Annotated in this window: 15 protein-coding genes and 2 pseudogenes; 10 read left to right on the top strand and 7 right to left on the bottom strand. The window is 60.6% G+C overall.

Going from position 1 to position 19,851, the window contains the following annotated elements; all coding sequences use genetic code 11:
• Nucleotides 1-13: 13 nt before the first annotated feature.
• The 3 genes from H096_RS22990 to metC are packed head-to-tail and all read left to right on the top strand — an operon-like array spanning nucleotide 14 to nucleotide 3,975.
• Nucleotides 14-610 (top strand): cysteine dioxygenase, encoded by a 597-nt coding sequence (locus tag H096_RS22990; RefSeq protein WP_033901628.1) that lies wholly within the window; start codon nucleotides 14-16, stop codon nucleotides 608-610.
• Nucleotides 607-1,254 carry a glutathione S-transferase N-terminal domain-containing protein gene (locus H096_RS22985; protein WP_033901627.1) on the top strand — a complete coding sequence of 216 codons (648 nt, stop codon included), beginning with the start codon at nucleotides 607-609 and terminating at the stop codon, nucleotides 1,252-1,254. The genes H096_RS22990 and H096_RS22985 overlap by 4 nt, the downstream gene beginning before the upstream one ends.
• Nucleotides 1,255-1,281: 27 nt before the next feature.
• Nucleotides 1,282-3,975 carry a cystathionine beta-lyase gene (gene metC / locus H096_RS22980; protein WP_033901626.1) on the top strand — a complete coding sequence of 898 codons (2,694 nt, stop codon included), beginning with the start codon at nucleotides 1,282-1,284 and terminating at the stop codon, nucleotides 3,973-3,975.
• A gap of 41 nt (nucleotides 3,976-4,016) precedes the next feature.
• Here metC and H096_RS22975 read toward each other — a convergent pair whose 3' ends face one another.
• From H096_RS22975 to H096_RS22950, 6 genes are all read right to left on the bottom strand, one after another.
• Entirely contained in the window at nucleotides 4,017-5,093 is a 1,077-nt protein-coding gene (locus H096_RS22975) for a nucleoside hydrolase (protein ID WP_033901625.1), read from the bottom strand.
• A 28-nt stretch (nucleotides 5,094-5,121) separates the two neighbouring features.
• Nucleotides 5,122-6,432: an MFS transporter gene (locus H096_RS22970; RefSeq protein ID WP_033901624.1), complete on the bottom strand. Its 1,311-nt coding sequence runs from the start codon at nucleotides 6,430-6,432 to the stop codon at nucleotides 5,122-5,124.
• A gap of 162 nt (nucleotides 6,433-6,594) precedes the next feature.
• A complete protein-coding gene (locus H096_RS22965; protein ID WP_033901623.1) occupies nucleotides 6,595-7,227 on the bottom strand; it encodes an N-carbamoylsarcosine amidohydrolase in 633 nt (210 codons plus the stop codon).
• 12 nt (nucleotides 7,228-7,239) lie between these two features.
• The gene (locus H096_RS22960) at nucleotides 7,240-7,992 is read right to left on the bottom strand and encodes an Asp/Glu racemase (protein ID WP_033901622.1); all 753 of its coding nucleotides are present in this window, start codon (nucleotides 7,990-7,992) and stop codon (nucleotides 7,240-7,242) included.
• A 14-nt stretch (nucleotides 7,993-8,006) separates the two neighbouring features.
• Entirely contained in the window at nucleotides 8,007-8,804 is a 798-nt protein-coding gene (locus H096_RS22955) for an alpha/beta hydrolase (RefSeq protein ID WP_033901621.1), read from the bottom strand.
• On the bottom strand, nucleotides 8,801-9,934 hold the full coding sequence (locus H096_RS22950) for an FAD-dependent monooxygenase (RefSeq protein WP_016977979.1): 1,134 nt from the start codon (nucleotides 9,932-9,934) through the stop codon (nucleotides 8,801-8,803). Before H096_RS22950 ends, H096_RS22955 begins: the two co-directional genes overlap by 4 nt.
• 308 nt (nucleotides 9,935-10,242) lie before the next feature.
• Here H096_RS22950 and H096_RS22945 point away from each other — a divergent pair, with 308 nt between their 5' ends.
• The 4 genes from H096_RS22945 to H096_RS22930 all read left to right on the top strand — a co-directional run bounded on the left by H096_RS22945 (nucleotide 10,243) and on the right by H096_RS22930 (nucleotide 15,948).
• A complete protein-coding gene (locus H096_RS22945; protein ID WP_033901620.1) occupies nucleotides 10,243-11,295 on the top strand; it encodes a 2,5-dihydroxypyridine 5,6-dioxygenase in 1,053 nt (350 codons plus the stop codon).
• 60 nt (nucleotides 11,296-11,355) lie between these two features.
• The gene (locus tag H096_RS22940; protein ID WP_033901619.1) at nucleotides 11,356-11,790 is read left to right on the top strand and encodes a MarR family winged helix-turn-helix transcriptional regulator; all 435 of its coding nucleotides are present in this window, start codon (nucleotides 11,356-11,358) and stop codon (nucleotides 11,788-11,790) included.
• A 142-nt stretch (nucleotides 11,791-11,932) separates the two neighbouring features.
• The gene (locus tag H096_RS22935) at nucleotides 11,933-12,415 is read left to right on the top strand and encodes a (2Fe-2S)-binding protein (RefSeq protein WP_033901618.1); all 483 of its coding nucleotides are present in this window, start codon (nucleotides 11,933-11,935) and stop codon (nucleotides 12,413-12,415) included.
• 5 nt (nucleotides 12,416-12,420) lie between these two features.
• Nucleotides 12,421-15,948: a molybdopterin cofactor-binding domain-containing protein gene (locus H096_RS22930; protein ID WP_033901683.1), complete on the top strand. Its 3,528-nt coding sequence runs from the start codon at nucleotides 12,421-12,423 to the stop codon at nucleotides 15,946-15,948.
• On the opposite strand, the gene H096_RS22925 is transcribed toward H096_RS22930, so the two are convergent.
• On the bottom strand, nucleotides 15,945-16,583 hold the full coding sequence (locus tag H096_RS22925; protein ID WP_033901617.1) for a TetR/AcrR family transcriptional regulator: 639 nt from the start codon (nucleotides 16,581-16,583) through the stop codon (nucleotides 15,945-15,947). The genes H096_RS22930 and H096_RS22925 overlap by 4 nt on opposite strands.
• A 160-nt stretch (nucleotides 16,584-16,743) precedes the next feature.
• Here H096_RS22925 and ggt point away from each other — a divergent pair.
• From ggt to H096_RS22910, 3 genes and pseudogenes are all read left to right on the top strand, one after another.
• Nucleotides 16,744-17,918 (top strand): annotated as a pseudogene (gene ggt, locus H096_RS22920) (gamma-glutamyltransferase); the annotation flags it as partial.
• Nucleotides 17,919-18,067: 149 nt separating this feature from the next.
• Nucleotides 18,068-19,204 (top strand): site-specific integrase, encoded by a 1,137-nt coding sequence (locus H096_RS22915; protein ID WP_033901616.1) that lies wholly within the window; start codon nucleotides 18,068-18,070, stop codon nucleotides 19,202-19,204.
• Nucleotides 19,201-19,851: pseudogene (locus tag H096_RS22910) on the top strand (hypothetical protein); the annotation flags it as partial. The gene H096_RS22915 and the pseudogene H096_RS22910, both read left to right, overlap by 4 nt.

Genomic DNA, 19,851 nt, shown 5'->3' with positions numbered 1-19,851 from the left:
GAGGAAATTCGTGATGAGTATCGAAAACCGTGCCGACGTGATCGAAGCGTTTTTGCAGCAGATCCGCGTCATCAACCAGCGTGGCGTAGACCGCGCGGCCTTGGATGAAATCGTTGGGCTGCTGGAAAACCTCGCCCAGCGCCGCGACCTGTTCAACTTTGATGAATTCCCCGCGCCCGTGCCGGGGCAGGGCAGCACGGCGTTCCGCTATCGCCTGAATGACGACGGTGATACGCCGACGCTCTACCTGAATTCGCTGTTACCGGGCAAAAGCACGATCCCGCATAACCACGAGACCTGGGCGATCATCAGTGCCATCGAAGGGCAGGAGATCAACTACGTCTACGCGCGCAGCGATGAGGGTCGCGAGCCGGGGTTGACCACCCTGACGCTGGAGAAAGAAGTGATCGTGCAGCCGGGCACCTCGATCTCGTTCCTCGGTGAAGACCTGCATGGCATCAAGGTCGAGGGCGAGCAGGCGACGTTGCATTTCCACCTCTATGGCTTGCCGCTGGAATCGCTGAACGGCCGATATGGCGTGGAAGCGGACGGTCGCATCCTCAACTACAACGCCTCGCAGATGGCGCCGTCGATCAAGGCCTACGCATGATCGACCTTTATTACTGGCCCACGGGCAACGGCTTGAAGGTCGGCATCCTGCTCGAAGAGCTGGGTGTGGAATACCGCCTGGTGCCGGTGAACATCCGCGAAGGCCAGCAGAAACAGGCGGACTTCCAGCGCATCAGCGCCAACGGGCGCATCCCGGCGATTGTCGACTATCGCCCGGAGGTGCCGCTGAGCCTGTTCGAATCTGGCGCGATCCTCAATTACCTGGCCGACAGCGCCGGTCAGTTCTTGCCACCGGCGGGTACTGCCGAGCGGCAAAAGGTCCAGGAATGGTTGTTCTGGCAGGTGGGGCATATCACCCCGTATCTGAGCCAGTTGCAGCTGTTCAAGGAGAAGGCTCCGGAGCCGATTGCGTTTGCCCTCGACCTGCTCAACGCCGAAGCCACGCGCTTGTATCGGGTGCTGGAACAACGCCTGGCCGAGGTGCCCTATGTGGCGGGCGAATACTCGGTGGCGGACATGGCGATCTTCCCGTGGATTCAACCGCAGCGGCAGGGCCAGGCCTTGGCCGATTACCCCCGTATCCAGGCCTGGCGTGAGCGCATCAAGGCGCGGCCGGCGGTGCAGCGTGCCTATGCCAAGGGTCGCGAAGTGGCCGCGGGCGAACGTTCGTTGGCGTTGCAGTAACTCTTTTCTTCAATTGTTGGGACTTCCATGAGCCAGACCATCACCCCCAGTCAACTGCAGCAATGGCTGTTCGACGGGCAGGAAATCGCCCTGTTCGACGTGCGCGAACACGGCCAATACGGTGAAGCCCACCTGTTTCACGGGGTGAACCTGCCCTATAGCCGTCTGGAACTGGAGGTACGCCGACTGGCGCCTAACCCCCAGGTGCGCCTGGTGATCTACGACCAGGATGGCGGTGATGTGGCGGCGCGCACAGCGCAACGTTTACGGGTGTTGGGTTATAGCCGCGTGCATGTGTTGGACGGGGGCGCCGAAGGTTGGCAGGCCGCCGGCTTGCAGCTGTTTGCGGGGGTGCACGTGCCATCCAAGGCGTTTGGCGAGTTGGTCGAAGAGGCCAGCCACACACCGCATGTGACTGCTCGGCAATTGGCGGACTGGCAAGCGCGCGGCGAACCGTTGGTGGTGCTGGACGGTCGGCCGTTCGATGAATACCGTAAGATGACCATTCCCGGCTCTATCTGCTGCCCCAATGGTGAACTGGGCTACCGCGTGCATGACCTGGTGCCGGATGACAGCACGCCCATCGTGGTCAACTGCGCCGGGCGCACCCGCAGCATCATCGGCGCGCAGACCTTGATCAACCTGGGTCTGAAGAATCCGATCTATGCCTTGGAAAACGGCACCCAGGGCTGGTATCTGGAAGATTTCCAACTGGAACACGGCAGCACCCGGCGATATGCGGATCACGTCAGCAGCGATCTTGCCCAGCAGCGCCAGGCGGCGCAGCGACTGGCCGAGCGAGCAGGGGGGGTGACGGTGTCGGCGGATCAGGTGCGCCAGTGGGCCGATGACGCCCAACGTAGTCTGTTTCTGTGCGACGTGCGCACGGGTGAAGAGTTCGCACTCGGCACATTGCCGGGTGCGCAACATACGCCGGGGGGGCAGTTGATCCAGTCCACCGACCTGTACATCGGCGTGCGCCAGGCGCGCATTGTGCTGGTGGACAGTGATGGTGTGCGTGCACCGATTGTTGCCAGTTGGCTGCGCCAGTTGGGGCATGAGGCGTATGTATTGAACGGTGGCATCGACAGCGGGCTGGCCTTGCCGGTGTTGCAGCCGGTGGCGTATGAGCCGCTGCCGTTGATCAGCCCTCGCGCTTTTGACTTGGGGGACGTCAACCTGATCGACCTGCGCCCGAGCATGGTCTTTCGAAAGGGGCATATTCCCGGTTCCCGGTGGTCGATCCGTTCGTTGCTGGAAACCGATCAGCGTCCGCTGGTACTGGTGGCGGATGATCCTGCGTTGGCCGCCTTCGCCGCCCAAGGGTTACAGGCGCAGCTGCTCGACGGCGGTTTCGCCGCCTGGGCCGCGGCCGGTCTGCCGGTGAGTGAGGACCCGCAAAACCCGCCCGACGCTCAGTGCATCGACTTCCTGTTCTTCACCCACGACCGCCACAGTGGCAACAAGGACGCTGCGCGCCAGTACCTGGCCTGGGAAATTGGCCTGTTGGCGCAGATGAGCACGGCGGAGATCGCCAGCCTCAAGCCGTTGGCCGCTCCATCGCGGGTGCGCACTCGGTTGATTCACGCGGCTCGCACCGAAAAAGGCCATGGCGGCCGCGCAGTCAACGTGCCGGTTGCGCGTATCAGCACCGTGCTGTTCGACAACCTGGCGCAGATGCGTGACGCCCGTGCCCGCCGTGACAGTGAGCGGGTGTTGACCTACGGCGCACGCGGCAACCCGACTTCCCACGCCCTGGAAGACCTGGTCACCGAACTGGAGGGCGGCTATCGCACTCGTCTCTACGGCACCGGGCTGGCTGCAGCGGCCCAGGTGTTCCTGGCGTATCTGCGCCCCGGCGATCACGTGCTGATCACCGATGCGGTGTATTCGCCGGTGCGCAAGTTGGCTCGCGAGTTCCTGCAGCCGTTCGGCATTGAAGTCAGCTATTTTTCGCCGGACGGCAAAGGCCTGGAAGCCCAGTTGCAAGCTAATACCCAACTGGTCTACGCCGAAGTCCCGGGTTCGTTGCTCTACGAACTGTGCGACCTGCCCGCCATTGCCGCGTTGTGCAAACCGCGCAATATCCTGCTGGCCGGGGACAACACCTGGGGCTCGGGCTACCTGTATCGCCCGCTGGCGTTGGGCGCGGATATTTCCATCATGGCCCTCACCAAATACCTCGGCGGCCATAGCGACGTGATGATGGGCAGCGTGTCCACCACCCAGGCCGCGTGGCCGGCGTTGGGCCGGATGAGCGATACCTTCGGCAATGCCGTGAGTGCCGACGATGCCTATCTGGTCCTGCGCGGTGCACGCACCCTGGCCTCGCGCCTGGATGTGCATGAGCGACAGGCATTGGACATCGCCCTGTGGTTGCAGGCGCAGCCGCAGGTCAAGCGCGTGTTCCATCCGGCGTTGCCCGAACATCCGGGGCATGCGCTGTGGCGGCGGGATTTCACTGGCAGCAATGGCTTGCTGTCATTTGAGTTGAACAGCGCTGACCCGGCCTATCTCGAGCGCTTCATCGACGGTCTGCAATTGTTCGGATTGGGCGCTTCGTGGGGTGGCTATGAAAGCCTGGTCACCGTGGCCGATACCCAGGACCGCGACAGCGCGGCGGACCGAGGGCTGAACCCGGTGGTACGCCTGCATATCGGACTGGAAGATGTGGCGGCGCTGATCGAGGACCTGCAGCGCGGGTTTGCGCTGGCGGGTTGAGCAAAAAAGCGCTCCCACGCAAGGTGGGAGCGCCCGGCCGGTCAGTGCTTGACCGGCGTCGGCAGGGTCACCAAGTTGACATAGCCATCCCAGAACGCCTTTTGATCCACACCAAACACCACCTTGGCTTTCTGAGTACCCACCGGCGCACCTTTGGCGTAGCCCAGTGCGCGCCCGTAATCAGCGCCGAACGTAGCATCCACATCCACCCACAAATCGCGGGATTCAGTCACGATCTGCGGGTTGACCAGATACAGCGCCGGCAAGCTGTCCCAGGTAAAGCTGTGGTAGCTCGGATCCTTGTCGAACAAGGGACCGAACTCGTGCTTATACAGGTCGGCAATCGCGCCTTTCTGGGCAATCACACGCTGGTACACCGTTTTGTCGAAGGTGACTTTCTCGCACACATCATTGGGGAAAATCACGTGTTCGATCGGCGAGCGTAACACGATCTTCGCGGCCTCCGGGTCGAACCACCAGTTGAATTCCGCCGCCGGTGTGGTATTGCCCGGAATCTCCAGGGCGCCGCCCATGTACACGATGCGCTTGATCAGCGGCACGATATCCGGCGCCGAACGAATCGCCAGGGCGACGTTGGTCAGCGGCCCGACCGCCAGGATTGTTACCTGATGCGGGTTGGCGCGCACGCTGTCGACGATGAATTGCGCGGCGGTTTCCTTGCGCAACTGGGTGTGCGTCGCCAGGCCATCCGGCGGTGCGATCAACTGCCTGGGCGAAGTCGGGCGGGGGTTCTTGAATGCCCCCGGCCAGCCGGAGCCGAACAGCGCCTTTTCCGCCTCGTAGGTGGCGTAGTCATGCAGCAACGGGTAGGCAGCGCCGGAGTAGACGCCAACCTCTTTCTCCACGCCCATGCGCTCCACGGCCTTGAGCGCATCGACCTGCTCCTGGTCGACCCAGGCGTTGCCGCTGACCAGGGTCATGCCCAGCAACTCGATACGTTTTTGCGCATGGAGCTGGGCGAGCATGATGAAGGCCTGACCGTCATCGTTGAGCACGTTGAAGTCGGTGTCGAAAATGACTTTCTCCGCAGCCTGGGCGGTGCCGGCACACAGGCCGACGGCAACCAGCAGCACGCAGCTTTTCAGGAAACCTTGCATGGTGATTCATCCGAAAAAATTGTTGTTATCAACGGTTCACCAGTTTCGTCGGCAAGGCGATGACCAGGAAGCTGCTGAGGATCAGGCAGCCGGCGAAAAACCACAAGGCACCGGCGCTGCTGCCTGTGACGTCGATCGCAACGCCCATCAACGAGTTGCTCACCAAACCTGCGATATTCGCCACCGAACAGGCCAGGGCAAAACCGGTGGCCGCCGCAGTGCCTTTGAGAAAGGTCGCCGGCAGGCTGAAGAACACCGGCACCGCGCCGATGATCGCCGCCGAGGCAATCGCGAACAGCGCCACGGTGGCCGCCACGTTATGGGTAAAGAAGGTGCTGGTGGCCATGGCCGCCGCGCCGATGAAAAACGGCACGATGATGTGCCAGCGGCGTTCGCGGTGTTTGTCGGAGCTGGCGCCAATCAGCAGCATGCCGAGCAGGGCGGCCACGCTCGGCAGTGCAGTGAGCACGCCGATATGAAAGGTGTCGGTGACCCCGGCGTTGCGGATGAACGTCGGCATCCAGAAGCCCATGGCGTAGGCGCTGAGCAGGATCGAGAAGTCGATACCACCGAGCATCCACACCTTGAGGTTGAAGAAACCGTCGCGGAAGCTGTGCTTGCTGGCGGCACCATCGGCGTCGTCCTTGCGCAGTTCGCTTTCCAGCAGGGCTTTTTCCTCGTCCGACAGCCATTTGGCTTGCTGGTAGGTGTTGGGCAGGGCCCAGAAGGTCAGCACGCCCAGCAACACGCTGGGCACCGCTTCGATCAGGAACAGCCACTGCCAGCCGCGCAGGCCGCCCATGTGATCGAAGTGGCCCATGATCCAGCCGGACAGCGGGCCGCCGATCACGCTGGAGAGCGGCAGGCCGATCATGAACAACGCGATGATGCGCCCGCGTCGATGGGTGGGGAACCAGGTGGTCAGGTAGTACAACACACCCGGCAGGAAGCCCGCTTCAGCGGCGCCGAGCAGGAAACGCAGGATATAGAACTGGGTCGTGGAGGTGACCAGCATGGTGCAGGCCGAGAGCAGGCCCCAGGTGATCATGATGCGCGCGATCCAGATCTTCGCGCCGACCCGCTCCAGCACCAGGTTGCTGGGGACCTCAAAGATGATATAGCCGACAAAGAACAGCCCGGCGCCGAGGCCGAACGCGGTTTCGCTGAACTGCAACTGGTCGAGCATCTGCAACTTGGCGAAGCCGATGTTGATGCGGTCCAGGTAGGCGGCGAGGTAGCAGAAGCACAGGAAGGGGATCAGCTTCCAGGTGATCTTGTGGTAGAGCGTGTTGACGGGGTCTGCGACCGAGGTCGCGGGCGCTGCATTCGCAATGGGCATTGGGTGTCTCCTGGCGGTGACTTATGGTTTTTATACAGCCGCTTTTGTTCCAGCACTTCGGAGTGCTGTAGAAGCGACTTCCAAAGGCAGTGTCAGAAGACTGGGGCGCGGGCCCCAGTTTGATGCAAGACCGCGCTCTATGGCGCAGTTCTTGATAACGTCTTATTGCTCCCTGAACTTGCGCATTGCCTCCTGCTTGCTCACCACGTCGCCATACTTGCTGTCGATATCGAACAGGTTGGCCTCATGGGGCGCCGGGTGCCGATCGCCGACGCATTCGCGCACGACGATGGTGCGAAACCCGTGTTGCACCGCATCCACCGCCGTGGCACGGATGCAGCCGCTGGTGGAACAGCCGGCCAGCACGACGGTGTCGATGCCCTGGGCATGCAGCATTGGCGCCAGGCTGCTGCCGAAAAACGCACTGGCGTACTGTTTGGTAATGACGACTTCCTCGGCCAGTGGCAGTACCTCGGCGCAGAACGCCGCGAGTGGGTTGCCTTCGACCATGTCCTTCATCACCGGGGCTTTTTTCACCCAGATCCCGCCATCGACGAAATGGCCGGGATGGTAGCGGATATTGGTGTGCACCACCGCAATCCCGTGTTGGCGTGCGGTGGTCAGCAGCTCGACGCTTTCCGCCACGGCCGTGACCACGCCAGGCGCAAACAGCGGCGCGCCTTCGGTGGTGTAGCCCTGCATGAAGTCGATCATCAGCAGCGCGGCTTTTTTGCCAAAGCCGATGCGGTTGCCCCATACACCCTGGTAGTTGGCGTCGGCGGATTGTTCGGTCATCTTTAAACCCCCTCAGTAAGCACCGGAAAGCAGGGCACCGGCACCCGGCACGATGGGCTCCAGGTCCAACGCCTTGAGCATCGCGTAGGTGGTGGCAATGGCGGCGGTGAGTACCGGTTTGCCGGTTTGTGCCTCGACCTTGGCCACCACCGGCAGCGATTGCATCTGCACGCAGGCAGACAGCACGATCACATCGACGCCTTCCAGGTTCATCCCGGCGACGATGGCCGGCAGGTTGGCCGGGTCGTGGCGAGCCACTTCGAGGTTGTCGGGGATTTCCAGGGCGCGCCAATCCACCACTTCAAAGCCTTCTTCACGGATGTAGTTCACCACCAGCTCGGTCAGCGGTTTCATGTAGGGCGCGACAATGGCGATGCGCTTGGCGCCCATTATTTTCAGGCCTTCGATCAAGGCGCCGGCGCTGGTGATCACGGGCGCGTTGGCGTCGTTGTCAGCGGTGGCTTTGCGCAGGCGCTGTTCGGAGTTGCGGTGATAACCCAAGCCCATGGCCATGATCGCCACCAGGCAGGCGTAGCCCAGCACATCGACCTTGGCGTCGGACAACTCGACAGCGCAACGGTCGGATTCGCCGTCCATGGCCGCCAGTTCTTCCTTGCGCACTTGCTTCATGCGCATGCGGCTGGAGTGAAAGGTGAAGCGCTCGGGTCGGATCGCCTGGCGCGCGGTGAGCATCGCCGGGATCTCGGTTTCCATGGTGGTGTTGGAGCTCGGCACGATCTGGCCGATGCGGTAAGGCTTCTGCATGGGGGTCTCCGTTCTTATTGTGTGAGGAAGTCGCCGAGGGCGACGAAGAAACCGTCGAGGTCGTCCCACGGAATCATGTGGCCGGCGTCTGGCACGCGGGCGACTTGGACGCTCGGTTGCAGGTCCTGGATTTCGGCAATGTCCTCATCAAGGATCACGCCGCCACGTCCGGCCACCATCAACAGGGCAGGGGCCTTGAGGTGGGGCAGGTCCTGGTGGAAATCCACTTCGTGGAAGTCATTGAAGGCACGCACGATGGCGGGCTCGTAGCAGGTGTGCAGCCATTCGGCGCGCAGTTGCAGTTGTTCCTGGGTCCAAGTGGCGCAGAAGGCGCGCATCGCCTGCGCGTCCATGCCGACCAGGGATTGGCGGATGGAGTCGACGTACCACGGCAGCTTGCTCGGGTATTCGCGTCGGCCTGGGCCTGAGACCGGTGGGTCGATCAGCACCACGCGCTTCACGCCTTGAGGGTGTTTGACGGCACTGCGCACGGCAAAGCGTGCACCCATGGAATGGCCCATCAGGTGGTAGTTGTTCAGGTTCAATGCGTCGGCAAAGGCACCGATGTCCTCGGCGCAGGTGTCCGCGCTGTAATCCAGCTCGGGACCGGTCGAAGACAGGCCGCGACCGCGCACATCCAGCACATAGGTGTCGAACTGCGCGCCGAGGCGCTCGGCAACAAAGCCCCAGGTGATGGCCGGGCTGGTGATGCCGGGGATCAGGATCAGCACCGGGCCCTTGCCGCCGTAACGCAGGTAGTGTTGGCGAATGCCGTTGGCCTGCACGTTGCCGCCGTAGAGAAAAGTGCTCACGCGGCCACCCCCGATTTCAGTTCCTGGGCGTACAGGTCATAGCCATAAACCCAGGCCGGATCTTCCTGGGTGCGCAGCCAGGTGTTGGCATTGGACACGGCCTGCACGCGGGATGCGCGTTCCTTGCGGTTGGCTTCGTAGAGCTGGAAGGCGGTGCGGTAGTCGCTGATGCCGGTTTCCTGCAGGCAGCGGGTGAGCATGGCGGCGTCTTCGATGGCCATGCCGGCGCCCTGGGCCATGTGCGGTTTCATCGGGTGGCAGGCATCGCCGAGGAGTACCAGACGGCCACGGCTCCACAACGGCAGCGGGTTGCGGTTGCGCAGCGGCCATTTGGTCACGCTTTCGGTGGATTCGATCAGGGCCTGGACGGTGGGGTGGTAGCCCTTGAAGGCGTCGAACATCTCTTCGCGACTGCTGTCGACGAACGCACCCTGGAAGTCCCATTCGGCATGGGGCACGCCGGTCACGTAGTAGTACTCGTCGCGCTTGCCGGTGGTGTAGTAGACCATCATGTGGCGGTCTTCGGTCCACCACTTGATGCAGTCTTCGAACTTCAGGTCGTACTTGGCGAGCTGGTCACCCCGGATCAGCGCACGGTGCGCGACCCAGCCGCTGTACAGCGGTTTTTCCACGCCGAGCAGTTCTTCGCGGATCTTGGAATTGATGCCGTCGGCGCCGATCACGATGTCGGCGTAGGTCACCTGGCCATCGGCGAAGGTCAGGCGTACCTGGGTGTCGGTTTCTTCAAGGGTTTCCAGGCGCTTGTTGAAGTGCAGTGTGCCGGGCTTGAGGGTGGACATCTGCAGCGCATGCAGGTCGCCACGGTGCACGGTGATGTAGGACGCGCCATAGCCGGTAAGCGGGATACGCGACAGGTAGTCGCCGCTCTCGCCGCAACGGCTGAACCAGTGCTCGGGGTGCGAGCCCATCAGGTCCAGCTGCTTTTCGATGCCCATGCGGCGGAAGATTTTCATGATGTTGGGCCCCATGTGGATCCCCGCGCCCAACCGGGAAAACTCCGGCGCCTGCTCGTAGACATCCACGTCGAAGCCGGCTTGCTGCAACAGGGTGGCCGCGGCGGCGCCGCCCAGGCCTGCGCCGACGATGGCGATTTTCTGAGTACTTCCCATGGGGCGTGTTCCTCTCTCTTTTTTGATTTTCGGCGGCGTCTGTCCGCAAGGTTTTTAAAGTGTATACGCTCATTTTTTGAAATGGGAAGCCTGTCTTTGCAAATTTATTTTTTGGCCGCATTTGTCCTGTGTAACGGGTTGTGGTTAGCAATTGCTAGGTTTGTTTCGATAGGTAACGTTTTTGTGCACCGCTTGCAGTCTGACTGCAATTCGGGTCTTATCGTTATTAAATAGCGTATACGCTATAAAAATGCACTAGAGTGAAGCGCAGTGCCTGAACTTGGTGCAGGTCCACAGGAGACAGGAAAATGCCGGTAAGCGATTGCGAACTGACCCAGATGTTTGAACACGTGTTGACGCTGTCCAAGGTCGACCCGACCCAGAGCGTTGCCGTGCTCAAGAGCCATTACTCCGACGCACGCACCGTGCGTGCCGCGATGGACGCCGCGCAGCGCCTGGGGGCCAAGGTGTATGCGGTGGAGTTGCCGTCGTTCAACCATCCCAGGGCGATGGGCAATGACATGACCGCCTACTGCGGCGACACCGCGCTCACCGGCAATATCGCCGCCCAGCGTGCACTGGAAGCCGCCGACTTGATCGTCGACACCATGATGCTGCTGCACTCGCCAGAGCAGGAGCAGATCCTCAAGACCGGCACGCGCATTCTGCTGGCGGTGGAGCCGCCGGAAGTACTGGCGCGCATGCTGCCGACCGAAGAGGACAAGGTGCGTGTATTGGCGGCCGAACAGTTGCTGAAAAAAGCGCGCTCGATCCATGTGAAATCCCGTGCCGGCAGTGACTTCCGCGCCGCCTTGGGGCAGTACCCGTCGGTGACCGAATACGGTTTTGCCGATGAGCCGGGACGCTGGGACCATTGGCCGAGTGGTTTCCTGTTCTCCTGGCCCAACGAAGAAACCGCCGAAGGCGTGCTGGTGCTGGACATCGGTGACATCCTGCTGCCGTTCAAGACCTATACCCGCGAGAAGATCACCCTGGAGATCGAGAAGGGCTTCATCACCAACATCCACGGTGGTTTCGAGGCTGAATACCTGCGCGACTACATGAAGTACTTCAACGACCCCGAGGTGTACGGCATCTCCCATATCGGCTGGGGCCTGCAGCCACGGGCGCAGTGGACGGCCATGGGCTTGCACGACAAGAACGACGGCATGTGCATGGACGCGCGGGCGTTCTATGGCAATTTCCTGTTCTCCACCGGGCCGAATACCGAAGTGGGCGGGACACGCAAGACGCCGTGCCATATGGATATTCCGCTGCGCAATTGCGATGTGTACCTGGATGATGAAGCGGTTGTGATTGCCGGGGATGTGGTTGCGCCGCAAGCCTCCCGCGCCCGCTGATCATAGGTGTGGGGATGGAGTATCATGCCTCCCCACGTTAGCCACCCACCGAGCTCAGCCGTGCCAGATTCCTACGTATTTTCTGAACAAGTCGGCCACCTGTTGCGCAAGGCCTACCAGCGCCATCTGGCGATCTTTCAGCAGAATGTTGGCGATTCCCAGCTCACCGCCGTGCAGTTCGTCACCCTGTGTGCCCTGCGCGATCACGGTGCAAGCTCCCTGACCGAACTGGTCAAGGCCACCGCCGTGGACCAGGCGACTATTCGCGGCATCGTCGAGCGGCTCAAGACCAAGGAGCTGATCAGCCTGGAACCGGACCCGCAGGACAAGCGCAAAGTGGTGGTGGACCTGTCCCCGGCAGGCGCCGAACTGGTCGCCCAGACCGCGCCGCGCGCTGCGCAGATCAGCGAATTGACCCTGAGCAATCTCAACCCGGCCGAACGGGTCGCGGTGTTGTTCCTGTTGCGCAAGATGATCGACGACCCGCAGGAATAATCGCAGCTGGCATCGATCTTGCTCTGAGTTCATGTAGTAGCCACTTCATCCGTCAAGTGTGTCGTGAGGCCCCAGGCCCACGACGCTTTTTTTTGACTGTTTGATGTAGTGAATACTTCACCAACTGTTACGGGCGAAGCGAATGATCAGCCAGCACATCACGGTAACGCTTGAGGTCAACGGGCAGAAAAGCGACGTCAGCGCCATGGCGGACACGCCGCTGTTGCTGGTGCTGCGCAATGACCTGGAACTCAATGGTCCCAAATACGGCTGCGGCCTGGGGGAGTGCGGTGCCTGCACCGTGATCATTGATGGAGTGGCGGCCCGTTCCTGTGTGTTTCCGTTGTCGGGGGCTGTGGGCCGCGAGATTGTCACCCTGGAAGGTCTGGGCTCACGCCAGGATCCGCACCCGGTGCAACAAGCCTTTATCGACGAGCAGGCCGCGCAATGTGGCTACTGCCTCAACGGCATGATCATGACCACCAAGGCCTTGCTCGACCGTAACCCCAACCCCAGCGAAGCCGAGGTGCGCAACGAGCTGTCGGGCAACCTCTGCCGTTGCGGCACCCATATCGAAATCCTGCGCGCCGTGCTGCGTGCGGCCCGCCTGATGACCGTGGATTGATGACCATGACCGACACCCCGCTTTCCCGTGACCAGTGGCTGGCCAAGGCCGGCGTTTTGTTGATCGTCGATGACGTGCTGCCGCCTTCAGGGCCGGTGGCAAAGGGCGGCACGCCCACCGTGAAACCCAAGGAACTGGGGCTGTTCATTGCGGTAAACGATGACGGCCTGGTGTACGCGTTCAATGGCCATGTGGACCTGGGCACCGGCATTCGCACATCGTTGGCGCAGATCGTCGCCGAAGAGCTCGACCTGACGATGGAGCAGGTGAAGATGGTGCTCGGCGACACCGAGCGTGTGCCCAACCAAGGGGCAACCATCGCCAGTGCAACTTTGCAGATATCCGCGGTGCCCCTGCGCAATGCCGCAGCCGAAGCACGGCGTTTCCTGTTGGCGCGGGCGGCGGGGCGCCTGGGTGTGAGCACGGCCAGCCTGAAGGTCGATGCTGGCGTCATCCACGCAGCTGACGGGCGCACCGCCACGTATGCCGAACTGGTCAGCGGCCAGCACGACCAACTGCGCATCAGCGGTGACGCGCCGCTCAAACCCATCGAGGACTACCGCCTGGTGGGCAAGGGCGCTGCGCGAGTGGATATCCCCGGCAAAGCCACGGGCGAGCTGACCTACGTACACGACATGCGCGTGCCGGGCATGCTCCATGGCCGAGTGATTCGCCCACCGTATGCCGGGCTCGATTGCGGCGATTTTGTCGGCAACAGCCTGTTGAGCGTGGATGAGTCGTCCATCGCGCATATCCCCGGTATCGTCGCGGTGGTGGTGATCCGCGATTTTGTCGGTGTGGTGGCGCTGCGTGAAGAGCAGGCGGTCAAGGCCGCCAGCGAATTGCAGGTGCACTGGAAACCCTGGAACCACGCGTTACCGGACATGAGTGATGTTGAACAGGCGATCCGCGACAACCCCCGCGTACGCCGTACCGTGCTTGACCAGGGCCATGTCGACGAAGCCCTGGCCGGCGCCAGCCAACGTATGCCGCGCAGTTATCTCTGGCCGTATCAGATGCACGGTTCGATCGGCCCGTCCTGCGGCGTGGCGGATTATTCGCCAGCCGGCAGCCGGGTGTGGTCGGGCAGCCAGAACCCGCACCTGCTGAGGGCCGACCTGGCATGGCTGCTGGAGTGCGATGAAGCGCTGATCGATGTGATCCGCATGGAAGCCGCCGGCTGCTACGGGCGCAATTGCGCGGATGATGTGTGCGCCGATGCCTTGCTGTTGTCCCGTACGGTGGGCAAGCCGGTGCGCGTACAACTGACCCGCGAGCAGGAACACCTGTGGGAGCCCAAGGGCACCGCGCAACTGATGGATGTCGATGGCGGCCTCAACGCCGATGGCAGCATTGCCGCCTACGATTTTGAAACCAGCTACCCCTCCAATGGCGCGCCGACCCTGGCGCTGTTGCTGACCGGCCGCGTCGAGCCGGTGGCGGCGATGTTCGAGATGGGCGACCGCACCTCGATCCCGCCTTACGACATCGAGAATATGCGCGTGACAATCAACGACATGGCGCCCATCGTGCGCGCGTCGTGGATGCGCGGCGTGTCGGCCTTGCCTAACACCTTTGCCCACGAGTCCTACATCGACGAACTGGCGTTCGCCGCCGGCGTCGACCCGGTGGAATACCGCCTGCGTTACCTCAAGGACGAGCGCGCCATCGACCTGGTGAAATCCACCGCCGAACGCGCCAACTGGGCGCCGCGCACCGCGCCGATGCAAACTACCAACGAGGACCATCTGCTGCGTGGTCGTGGCTTTGCCTACGCGCGCTACATCCACAGCAAATTCCCCGGATTCGGCGCGGCCTGGGCGGCGTGGGTGGCGGATGTGGCCATCGATAAACAGACGGGCGATGTGTCGGTGACCCGCGTGGTGATCGGGCATGACTCGGGGATGATGATCAACCCGGCCGGCGTGCAGCATCAGATCCACGGCAACGTGATCCAGTCCACCAGCCGCGTGTTGAAGGAGCGGGTGACGTTTGAAGAGTCGACGGTGGCGAGCAAGGAGTGGGGTGGTTATCCGATCCTGACCTTCCCCGAAGTGCCACAGATCGACGTGATGATGATGCCGCGCCAGGACCAGCCACCCATGGGCGCCGGAGAGTCGGCGTCGGTGCCCAGCGCCGCGGCGATTGCCAATGCGATCTATGACGCCACCGGCATTCGTTTTCGTGAGTTGCCGATCACCCCGGAGCGGGTGTTGGCAGCGTTGAATGCGGGCACCTTGGGCGAGCCGGCCAAGTCGCCGGAGAAACGCCGCAAATGGTGGTTTGGTGCGCTGTTCGCCACCTTGGGCGCGGTGCTGGCGACGGCCTGGCCGTTCCACAGTGAAATCGCGCCGATTGCACCGCCCAGCGCCGGCACTTGGTCCAAGGCCACTTTGGAGCGCGGGCGGTTGCTGGCGGCGGTGGGCGATTGCGCGGTGTGCCACACGGCGCCCGGTGGCGCGACCAATGCCGGTGGATTGGCCATGGAAACACCGTTCGGCACGCTGTACAGCAGCAATATCACCCCGGATGTGCAGACCGGCATTGGCGCCTGGTCCTACCCGGCCTTCGAGCGGGCGATGCGTGACGGTATTGGTCGTGACGGGCGCAATCTGTATCCGGCGTTTCCTTATACGGCGTTTCGCAATATCAACGATGCGGACATGCAGGCGTTGTACGCCTATTTGATGTCTCAGGCCCCGGTGAGCCAGGCGCCGACGCCGAATGCGATGAGCTTTCCGTTCAATCTGCGGCCGTTGATGGCGGGCTGGAATGCCCTGAACCTGCGGCGCGGTGAGATCTCGGTGCAGCCTGAGCGCAGCGAGCAATGGAATCGCGGCAATTACCTGGTCAACGGCCTGGGCCACTGCGCCGCCTGCCATTCGCCGCGCAACCTGATGGGCGCGGAGAAGGGCGGCAAGTCCTTTCTGGCCGGTGGCAGGGTCGATGGTTGGGAGGCGCCGGCCCTCAATGGTTTGTCCAAGGCCCCGACGCCGTGGACCCAAGACCAACTGTTTAGCTACCTGAGCACCGGCTATTCCGACGCCCATGGCGTGGCGGCTGGCCCGATGGGGCCGGTGGTCAGTGAATTGTCGAAACTGCCCAAGGCGGATATCCGCGCGATGGCGGTGTACCTGGCCTCGCTCAACGGTGATGCGGCTGCCGAGACCCAGGTGGCTGCGGCGGCCAGCGTGCCGAATCCGAACGGTCGACGGGTGTTCGAAGGCTCCTGCAAGGCCTGCCATGCGGATGGCCTGGGGCCGAAACTGTTTGGGGTGAGCCCGTCGTTGGCGACCAATACCAATGTACACAGCGATCAGCCGGATAATTTGATCAAGGTGATTTTGCAGGGCATCAGCAACCCGGCGACCAAGGATCTGGGGTACATGCCGGGGTTCAAGGACAGTTTGTCCAATAGCCAGGTGGCGGATCTGGCGGCGTACCTACGCGGCAAATTCGCACCGAACGCGCCGCAGTGGAATGGCCTGGAACAGAAGGTGGCGCATTTGCGCGCCAATCCAGGCACCCACTAAGGCGTCACGCCGCGCAGCACCAGGTCACTGATGAACCCCAGCCAATCCTGCTGCTGGCCTTTGTTTGCCAGGTCTTCACCGAGGAACGAGCTGAGGGTGTGGCGGTTGGAGTTATAGAAGTAGCACAGCGAGGCGATCATCAAGTACACGTGCTTGAGGTCCACATCCAGGCGAAACACGCCTTGGGCCTGGCCCGCCTCGATGATCGGGCGCAGCACGCCGACCGCTTCCCCGGACAACCTGCGCATCTCGCCGGACTGTTGCGCGTGCTTGCCCTGGTGCAGGTTCTCTATGCTCAGGATCGCCACGAACTCCGGGTGCTTGACGTAGTAATGCCAGATGAACGCCACCAGGTCGCGCAGCGCCTGCTCGGGTGCATCGAGGTTCAGCTTGAGCTTGCTTTCGGCTTTGTTGAACTGCTCGTAGGTGTGTTCCAGCACACAGACGAACAGGTGTTCCTTGCTGCCGAAGTAGTAATAGAGCATGCGGTCGTTGGAGTCCGCCTCCTTGGAGATACTGTCGACACGCCCGCCGGAGTAACCGTCGCGGGTGAACACCTTGACCGCCGCCTGCAGGATGCGCGCACGGGTCTGGTCGGCCTGTTGGGCGCGGATGCCGGTCTTCTTGATCGCCATGTGAAAGTGCCTGGTCAGACAGTCTGGGCGCGAAATATAGCATGGGGTTTTTCGTGTCCGTTCTATGACCGACAAGTTATGTAATAAAAACGCCATTGCGCTGGGGATTAAATTCGCGGCGGGCTATTTTGGTGCGTCTCAATAACTAGAGTAGCCATGGATGAAATACCAACCCTTCAGCCGTACCTTGATAGCCACCGCCCTGGTCTTGACAGTCAGTGGTGTGCACGCCGCGTCTCAGGCCCCGGTGGCCGGTGAAAATGGCATGGTGGTGACGGCCCAGCATTTGGCAACTCACGTGGGCGTGGATGTGCTCAAGGCCGGCGGCAATGCGGTCGACGCGGCCGTGGCCGTGGGCTACGCACTGGCGGTGGTGTACCCGGCGGCGGGTAACCTGGGTGGCGGCGGTTTCATGACCGTGCAACTGGCGGACGGGCGCAAGACCTTCCTCGACTTCCGCGAAAAAGCCCCGCTGGCGGCCACCGCCAACATGTACCTGGACAAAGACGGCAATGTCATTGAAGGCCTCAGCGCCAAGGGTCACCTGGCCGTTGGCGTGCCCGGCACCGTCTCGGGCATGGAACTGGCCCTGAGCAAATACGGCACCCTCAAGCGCGCCCAAGTCATCGCCCCGGCGATCAAGCTAGCGGAGAACGGCTTCGAGCTGGAGCAGGGCGATATCGACCTGTTGCACACCGCCACCGGCGAGTTCGAAAAAGACAAGGACCTGCGCGGGATCTTCCTGCACAACGGTCAGCCGATGCAGGTCGGCCAGAAGCTGGTGCAGAAAGACCTGGCCAAGACCCTCAAGGAAATCTCGGCCAAGGGCAGCGACGGTTTCTATAAAGGCTGGGTCGCCAAGGCCCTGGTGGATTCCAGCCAGGCCGGCAAAGGCATCATCACCCAGGCTGACCTCGACAAGTACAAGACCCGGGAACTGGCGCCCATCGAGTGCGACTACCGTGGCTACCACGTGGTCTCGGCACCGCCTCCAAGCTCGGGCGGCGTGGTGATCTGCCAGATCATGAACATCCTCGAAGGTTACCCGATGGCCGACCTCGGCTATCACTCGGCCCAGGGCCTGCACTACCAGATCGAAGCCATGCGCCACGCCTACGTGGACCGCAACAGCTACCTCGGCGACCCGGACTTCGTGAAAAACCCGATCGAGCACCTGCTGGACAAAAACTACGCGGCGAAACTGCGCGACGCCATCGAGCCGCAAAAAGCCGGTGACTCCCAGGCGATCAAGCCTGGCGTATCTCCCCATGAAGGCAATAACACCACCCACTACTCCATCGTCGACAAGTGGTTGGTCGACCCCGAAGTGTTACACGTCGGTTGACCACCCCGCGTACCGCTTTTATAGTCCCCGGCCCAATCTCCACGGCCGCTGACGTGAATAAACAAATCAAAGTAATTAGTCATCGAGTCCCTTTACCAAGACTGATAGCACAAGTGTCTGCATTTACTAAAGTCCTTCTATGAAGCTCATCTTTTCTACCGAGAGCTTTGAGATGATGGGTAGGCCTTACCCAAAATTCCCGCTAATCCTTGGCTCAAATATGCACGTTGTTTCAGAGTCTTTCGAGTTTCTGATCGATGAGTGTGTCAAGCGTGGTCACGTGCAAAGCGAAGGAAGTTGGCAAGTGTATGGAGGGGCAATCTATGACTTTCTCGCTTTCTGTGAGGCGAACGAACTTGACTGGATGGACAGCACTGACAGAGATAATCCTATTCTTGCAATCTATAGAGATTGGAGCCTAACCGAATGCGGTCTTGCACCACAAACAGTGAATGCACGCCTGAGGATAGTAATCAAACTCTACAAGTTTGCGTTGCGAAAAAAATGGATTTGCTCACTCCCTTACAGAATCGAAGAGATTAGAGTTCGCCAGCCAAAAGGGTTTCTAGCACATACCGATACCACGGGTGGTTATAAAATGACGCCAGACGTTTTGGCCAAGTCTCAAAAAACTAGGATTGGTGTTCTTACCCACGGGCAAGTTAGTCAGCTCCTCTCGTCCGTAAGCAACACGGAACACCTGCTTATTACGCGTCTCGCGCTAGCGACGGGCCTCCGCAAGCAAGAGTTGCTGACATTTCCTGTTAAGTACGTCAGAAACCCCGCGGAGTTCACCGGATCTAAGTACCATGTGAGAGTAGATCTCGATCCAGGCGATATGACTCTTAAAGGCGGCAAGCCCAGAGGAATCGATGTTCCAACTGCCTTGATGACAGAACTCTGGCGATATGTTCAATTGGAGCGGGGGAAAAGATCCTCTATAAGCGGCTTGCATCAATCAGTACTATTCCTTAATTCTTCTGGCCTCCCTTGGAGTAGCAATGGAAGGGGGCTAAATAAAGTGTACAAAGATCTTGGCCTTCCGTTCGACGTTCGGCCTCATATCTTGCGGCATACTTATGCTACTCATTCTCTGTATCTGCTCAGGAAGCTTAAGACGAGCTTTGATCCGCTTATGTATATTCGCGACCGAATGGGCCACGCTAGTCTTTCAACAACTGAAAAATATCTCCACTATTTGGATATTCTAGAAAGTAATGTAATGGATGAGTTTCAAAGCGAGCTTGATAACATGTGCAGGGGAATTGCTCAGTGAGCAAGGCGAAGGATTTCAAAATCCAAAGCCCATCTATTAAGCTTGCTGTTGAAGGCGGTGCGGCTGTGAGGCTGCATCCAAAAGTTCCGCCTGTGATACAGCATGTCGAGTTTCCGGCGAGTACGTCCAATCAAAGGGTGTTTAATTTCGCTCCATTTTATAACAAAGGGTTCGATGAGGTCGTTACTAACTGCCAGTCGACTATAGAGAGATATTTGGCCCTGGCAATTTCAAGTAATCAAACCGAGATTTCGATTGGTACTGTGGCTGGTTATTGTAACGGAGGACTTAATAAATTCTTTGCCTTCTGTGAGATTTGGTTGTCTGCTATGGGTGGCGGAAAGTTAATGTTGTCGGACATTGACAGAAACTTTATTGCATCTTTTAAGAAGCATCTTGAGTCTAAATTGGCGTATGGTGGTCAACGCACGGTTTATTTTAGATTAAAGTCAGTTCTCATGGGTATTAGGCAGGTAGACTTCAAGACAATATTGCCTGGGAATCCTTATCCGAATATTAAACAAAGAACAAAGTCCGAGAAAGCCTATTCCAAGGGAGAGCGGAAAAGGCTTGTGCAAGCACTATCCACAGAGATACACAGGGCGGTTGCAGGAGCTGAGTGCAACACGGTCATTGAATTGAAGCTG

This window comes from Pseudomonas sp. FH1 (assembly GCF_000510895.2).
Classification (GTDB): Bacteria; Pseudomonadota; Gammaproteobacteria; order Pseudomonadales; family Pseudomonadaceae; genus Aquipseudomonas; species Aquipseudomonas azotoformans_A.
The sequence above is the reverse complement of the archived record's forward strand: the minus strand, read 5'-3'. Positions and strand labels throughout refer to the sequence as shown.

Excerpts from the sequence above, each read along its gene's own strand:
- H096_RS22990 (WP_033901628.1), top strand. The coding sequence starts at position 14 with ATGAGTATCGAAAACCGTGCCGACGTGATCGAAGCGTTTTTGCAGCAG.
- H096_RS22985 (WP_033901627.1), top strand. The coding sequence starts at position 607 with ATGATCGACCTTTATTACTGGCCCACGGGCAACGGCTTGAAGGTCGGC.
- metC (WP_033901626.1), top strand. The coding sequence starts at position 1,282 with ATGAGCCAGACCATCACCCCCAGTCAACTGCAGCAATGGCTGTTCGAC.
- H096_RS22975 (WP_033901625.1), bottom strand. The coding sequence starts at position 5,093 with ATGCAAGGTTTCCTGAAAAGCTGCGTGCTGCTGGTTGCCGTCGGCCTG.
- H096_RS22970 (WP_033901624.1), bottom strand. The coding sequence starts at position 6,432 with ATGCCCATTGCGAATGCAGCGCCCGCGACCTCGGTCGCAGACCCCGTC.
- H096_RS22965 (WP_033901623.1), bottom strand. The coding sequence starts at position 7,227 with ATGACCGAACAATCCGCCGACGCCAACTACCAGGGTGTATGGGGCAAC.
- H096_RS22960 (WP_033901622.1), bottom strand. The coding sequence starts at position 7,992 with ATGCAGAAGCCTTACCGCATCGGCCAGATCGTGCCGAGCTCCAACACC.
- H096_RS22950 (WP_016977979.1), bottom strand. The coding sequence starts at position 9,934 with ATGGGAAGTACTCAGAAAATCGCCATCGTCGGCGCAGGCCTGGGCGGC.
- H096_RS22945 (WP_033901620.1), top strand. The coding sequence starts at position 10,243 with ATGCCGGTAAGCGATTGCGAACTGACCCAGATGTTTGAACACGTGTTG.
- H096_RS22935 (WP_033901618.1), top strand. The coding sequence starts at position 11,933 with ATGATCAGCCAGCACATCACGGTAACGCTTGAGGTCAACGGGCAGAAA.
- H096_RS22930 (WP_033901683.1), top strand. The coding sequence starts at position 12,421 with ATGACCGACACCCCGCTTTCCCGTGACCAGTGGCTGGCCAAGGCCGGC.
- H096_RS22925 (WP_033901617.1), bottom strand. The coding sequence starts at position 16,583 with ATGGCGATCAAGAAGACCGGCATCCGCGCCCAACAGGCCGACCAGACC.
- H096_RS22915 (WP_033901616.1), top strand. The coding sequence starts at position 18,068 with ATGAAGCTCATCTTTTCTACCGAGAGCTTTGAGATGATGGGTAGGCCT.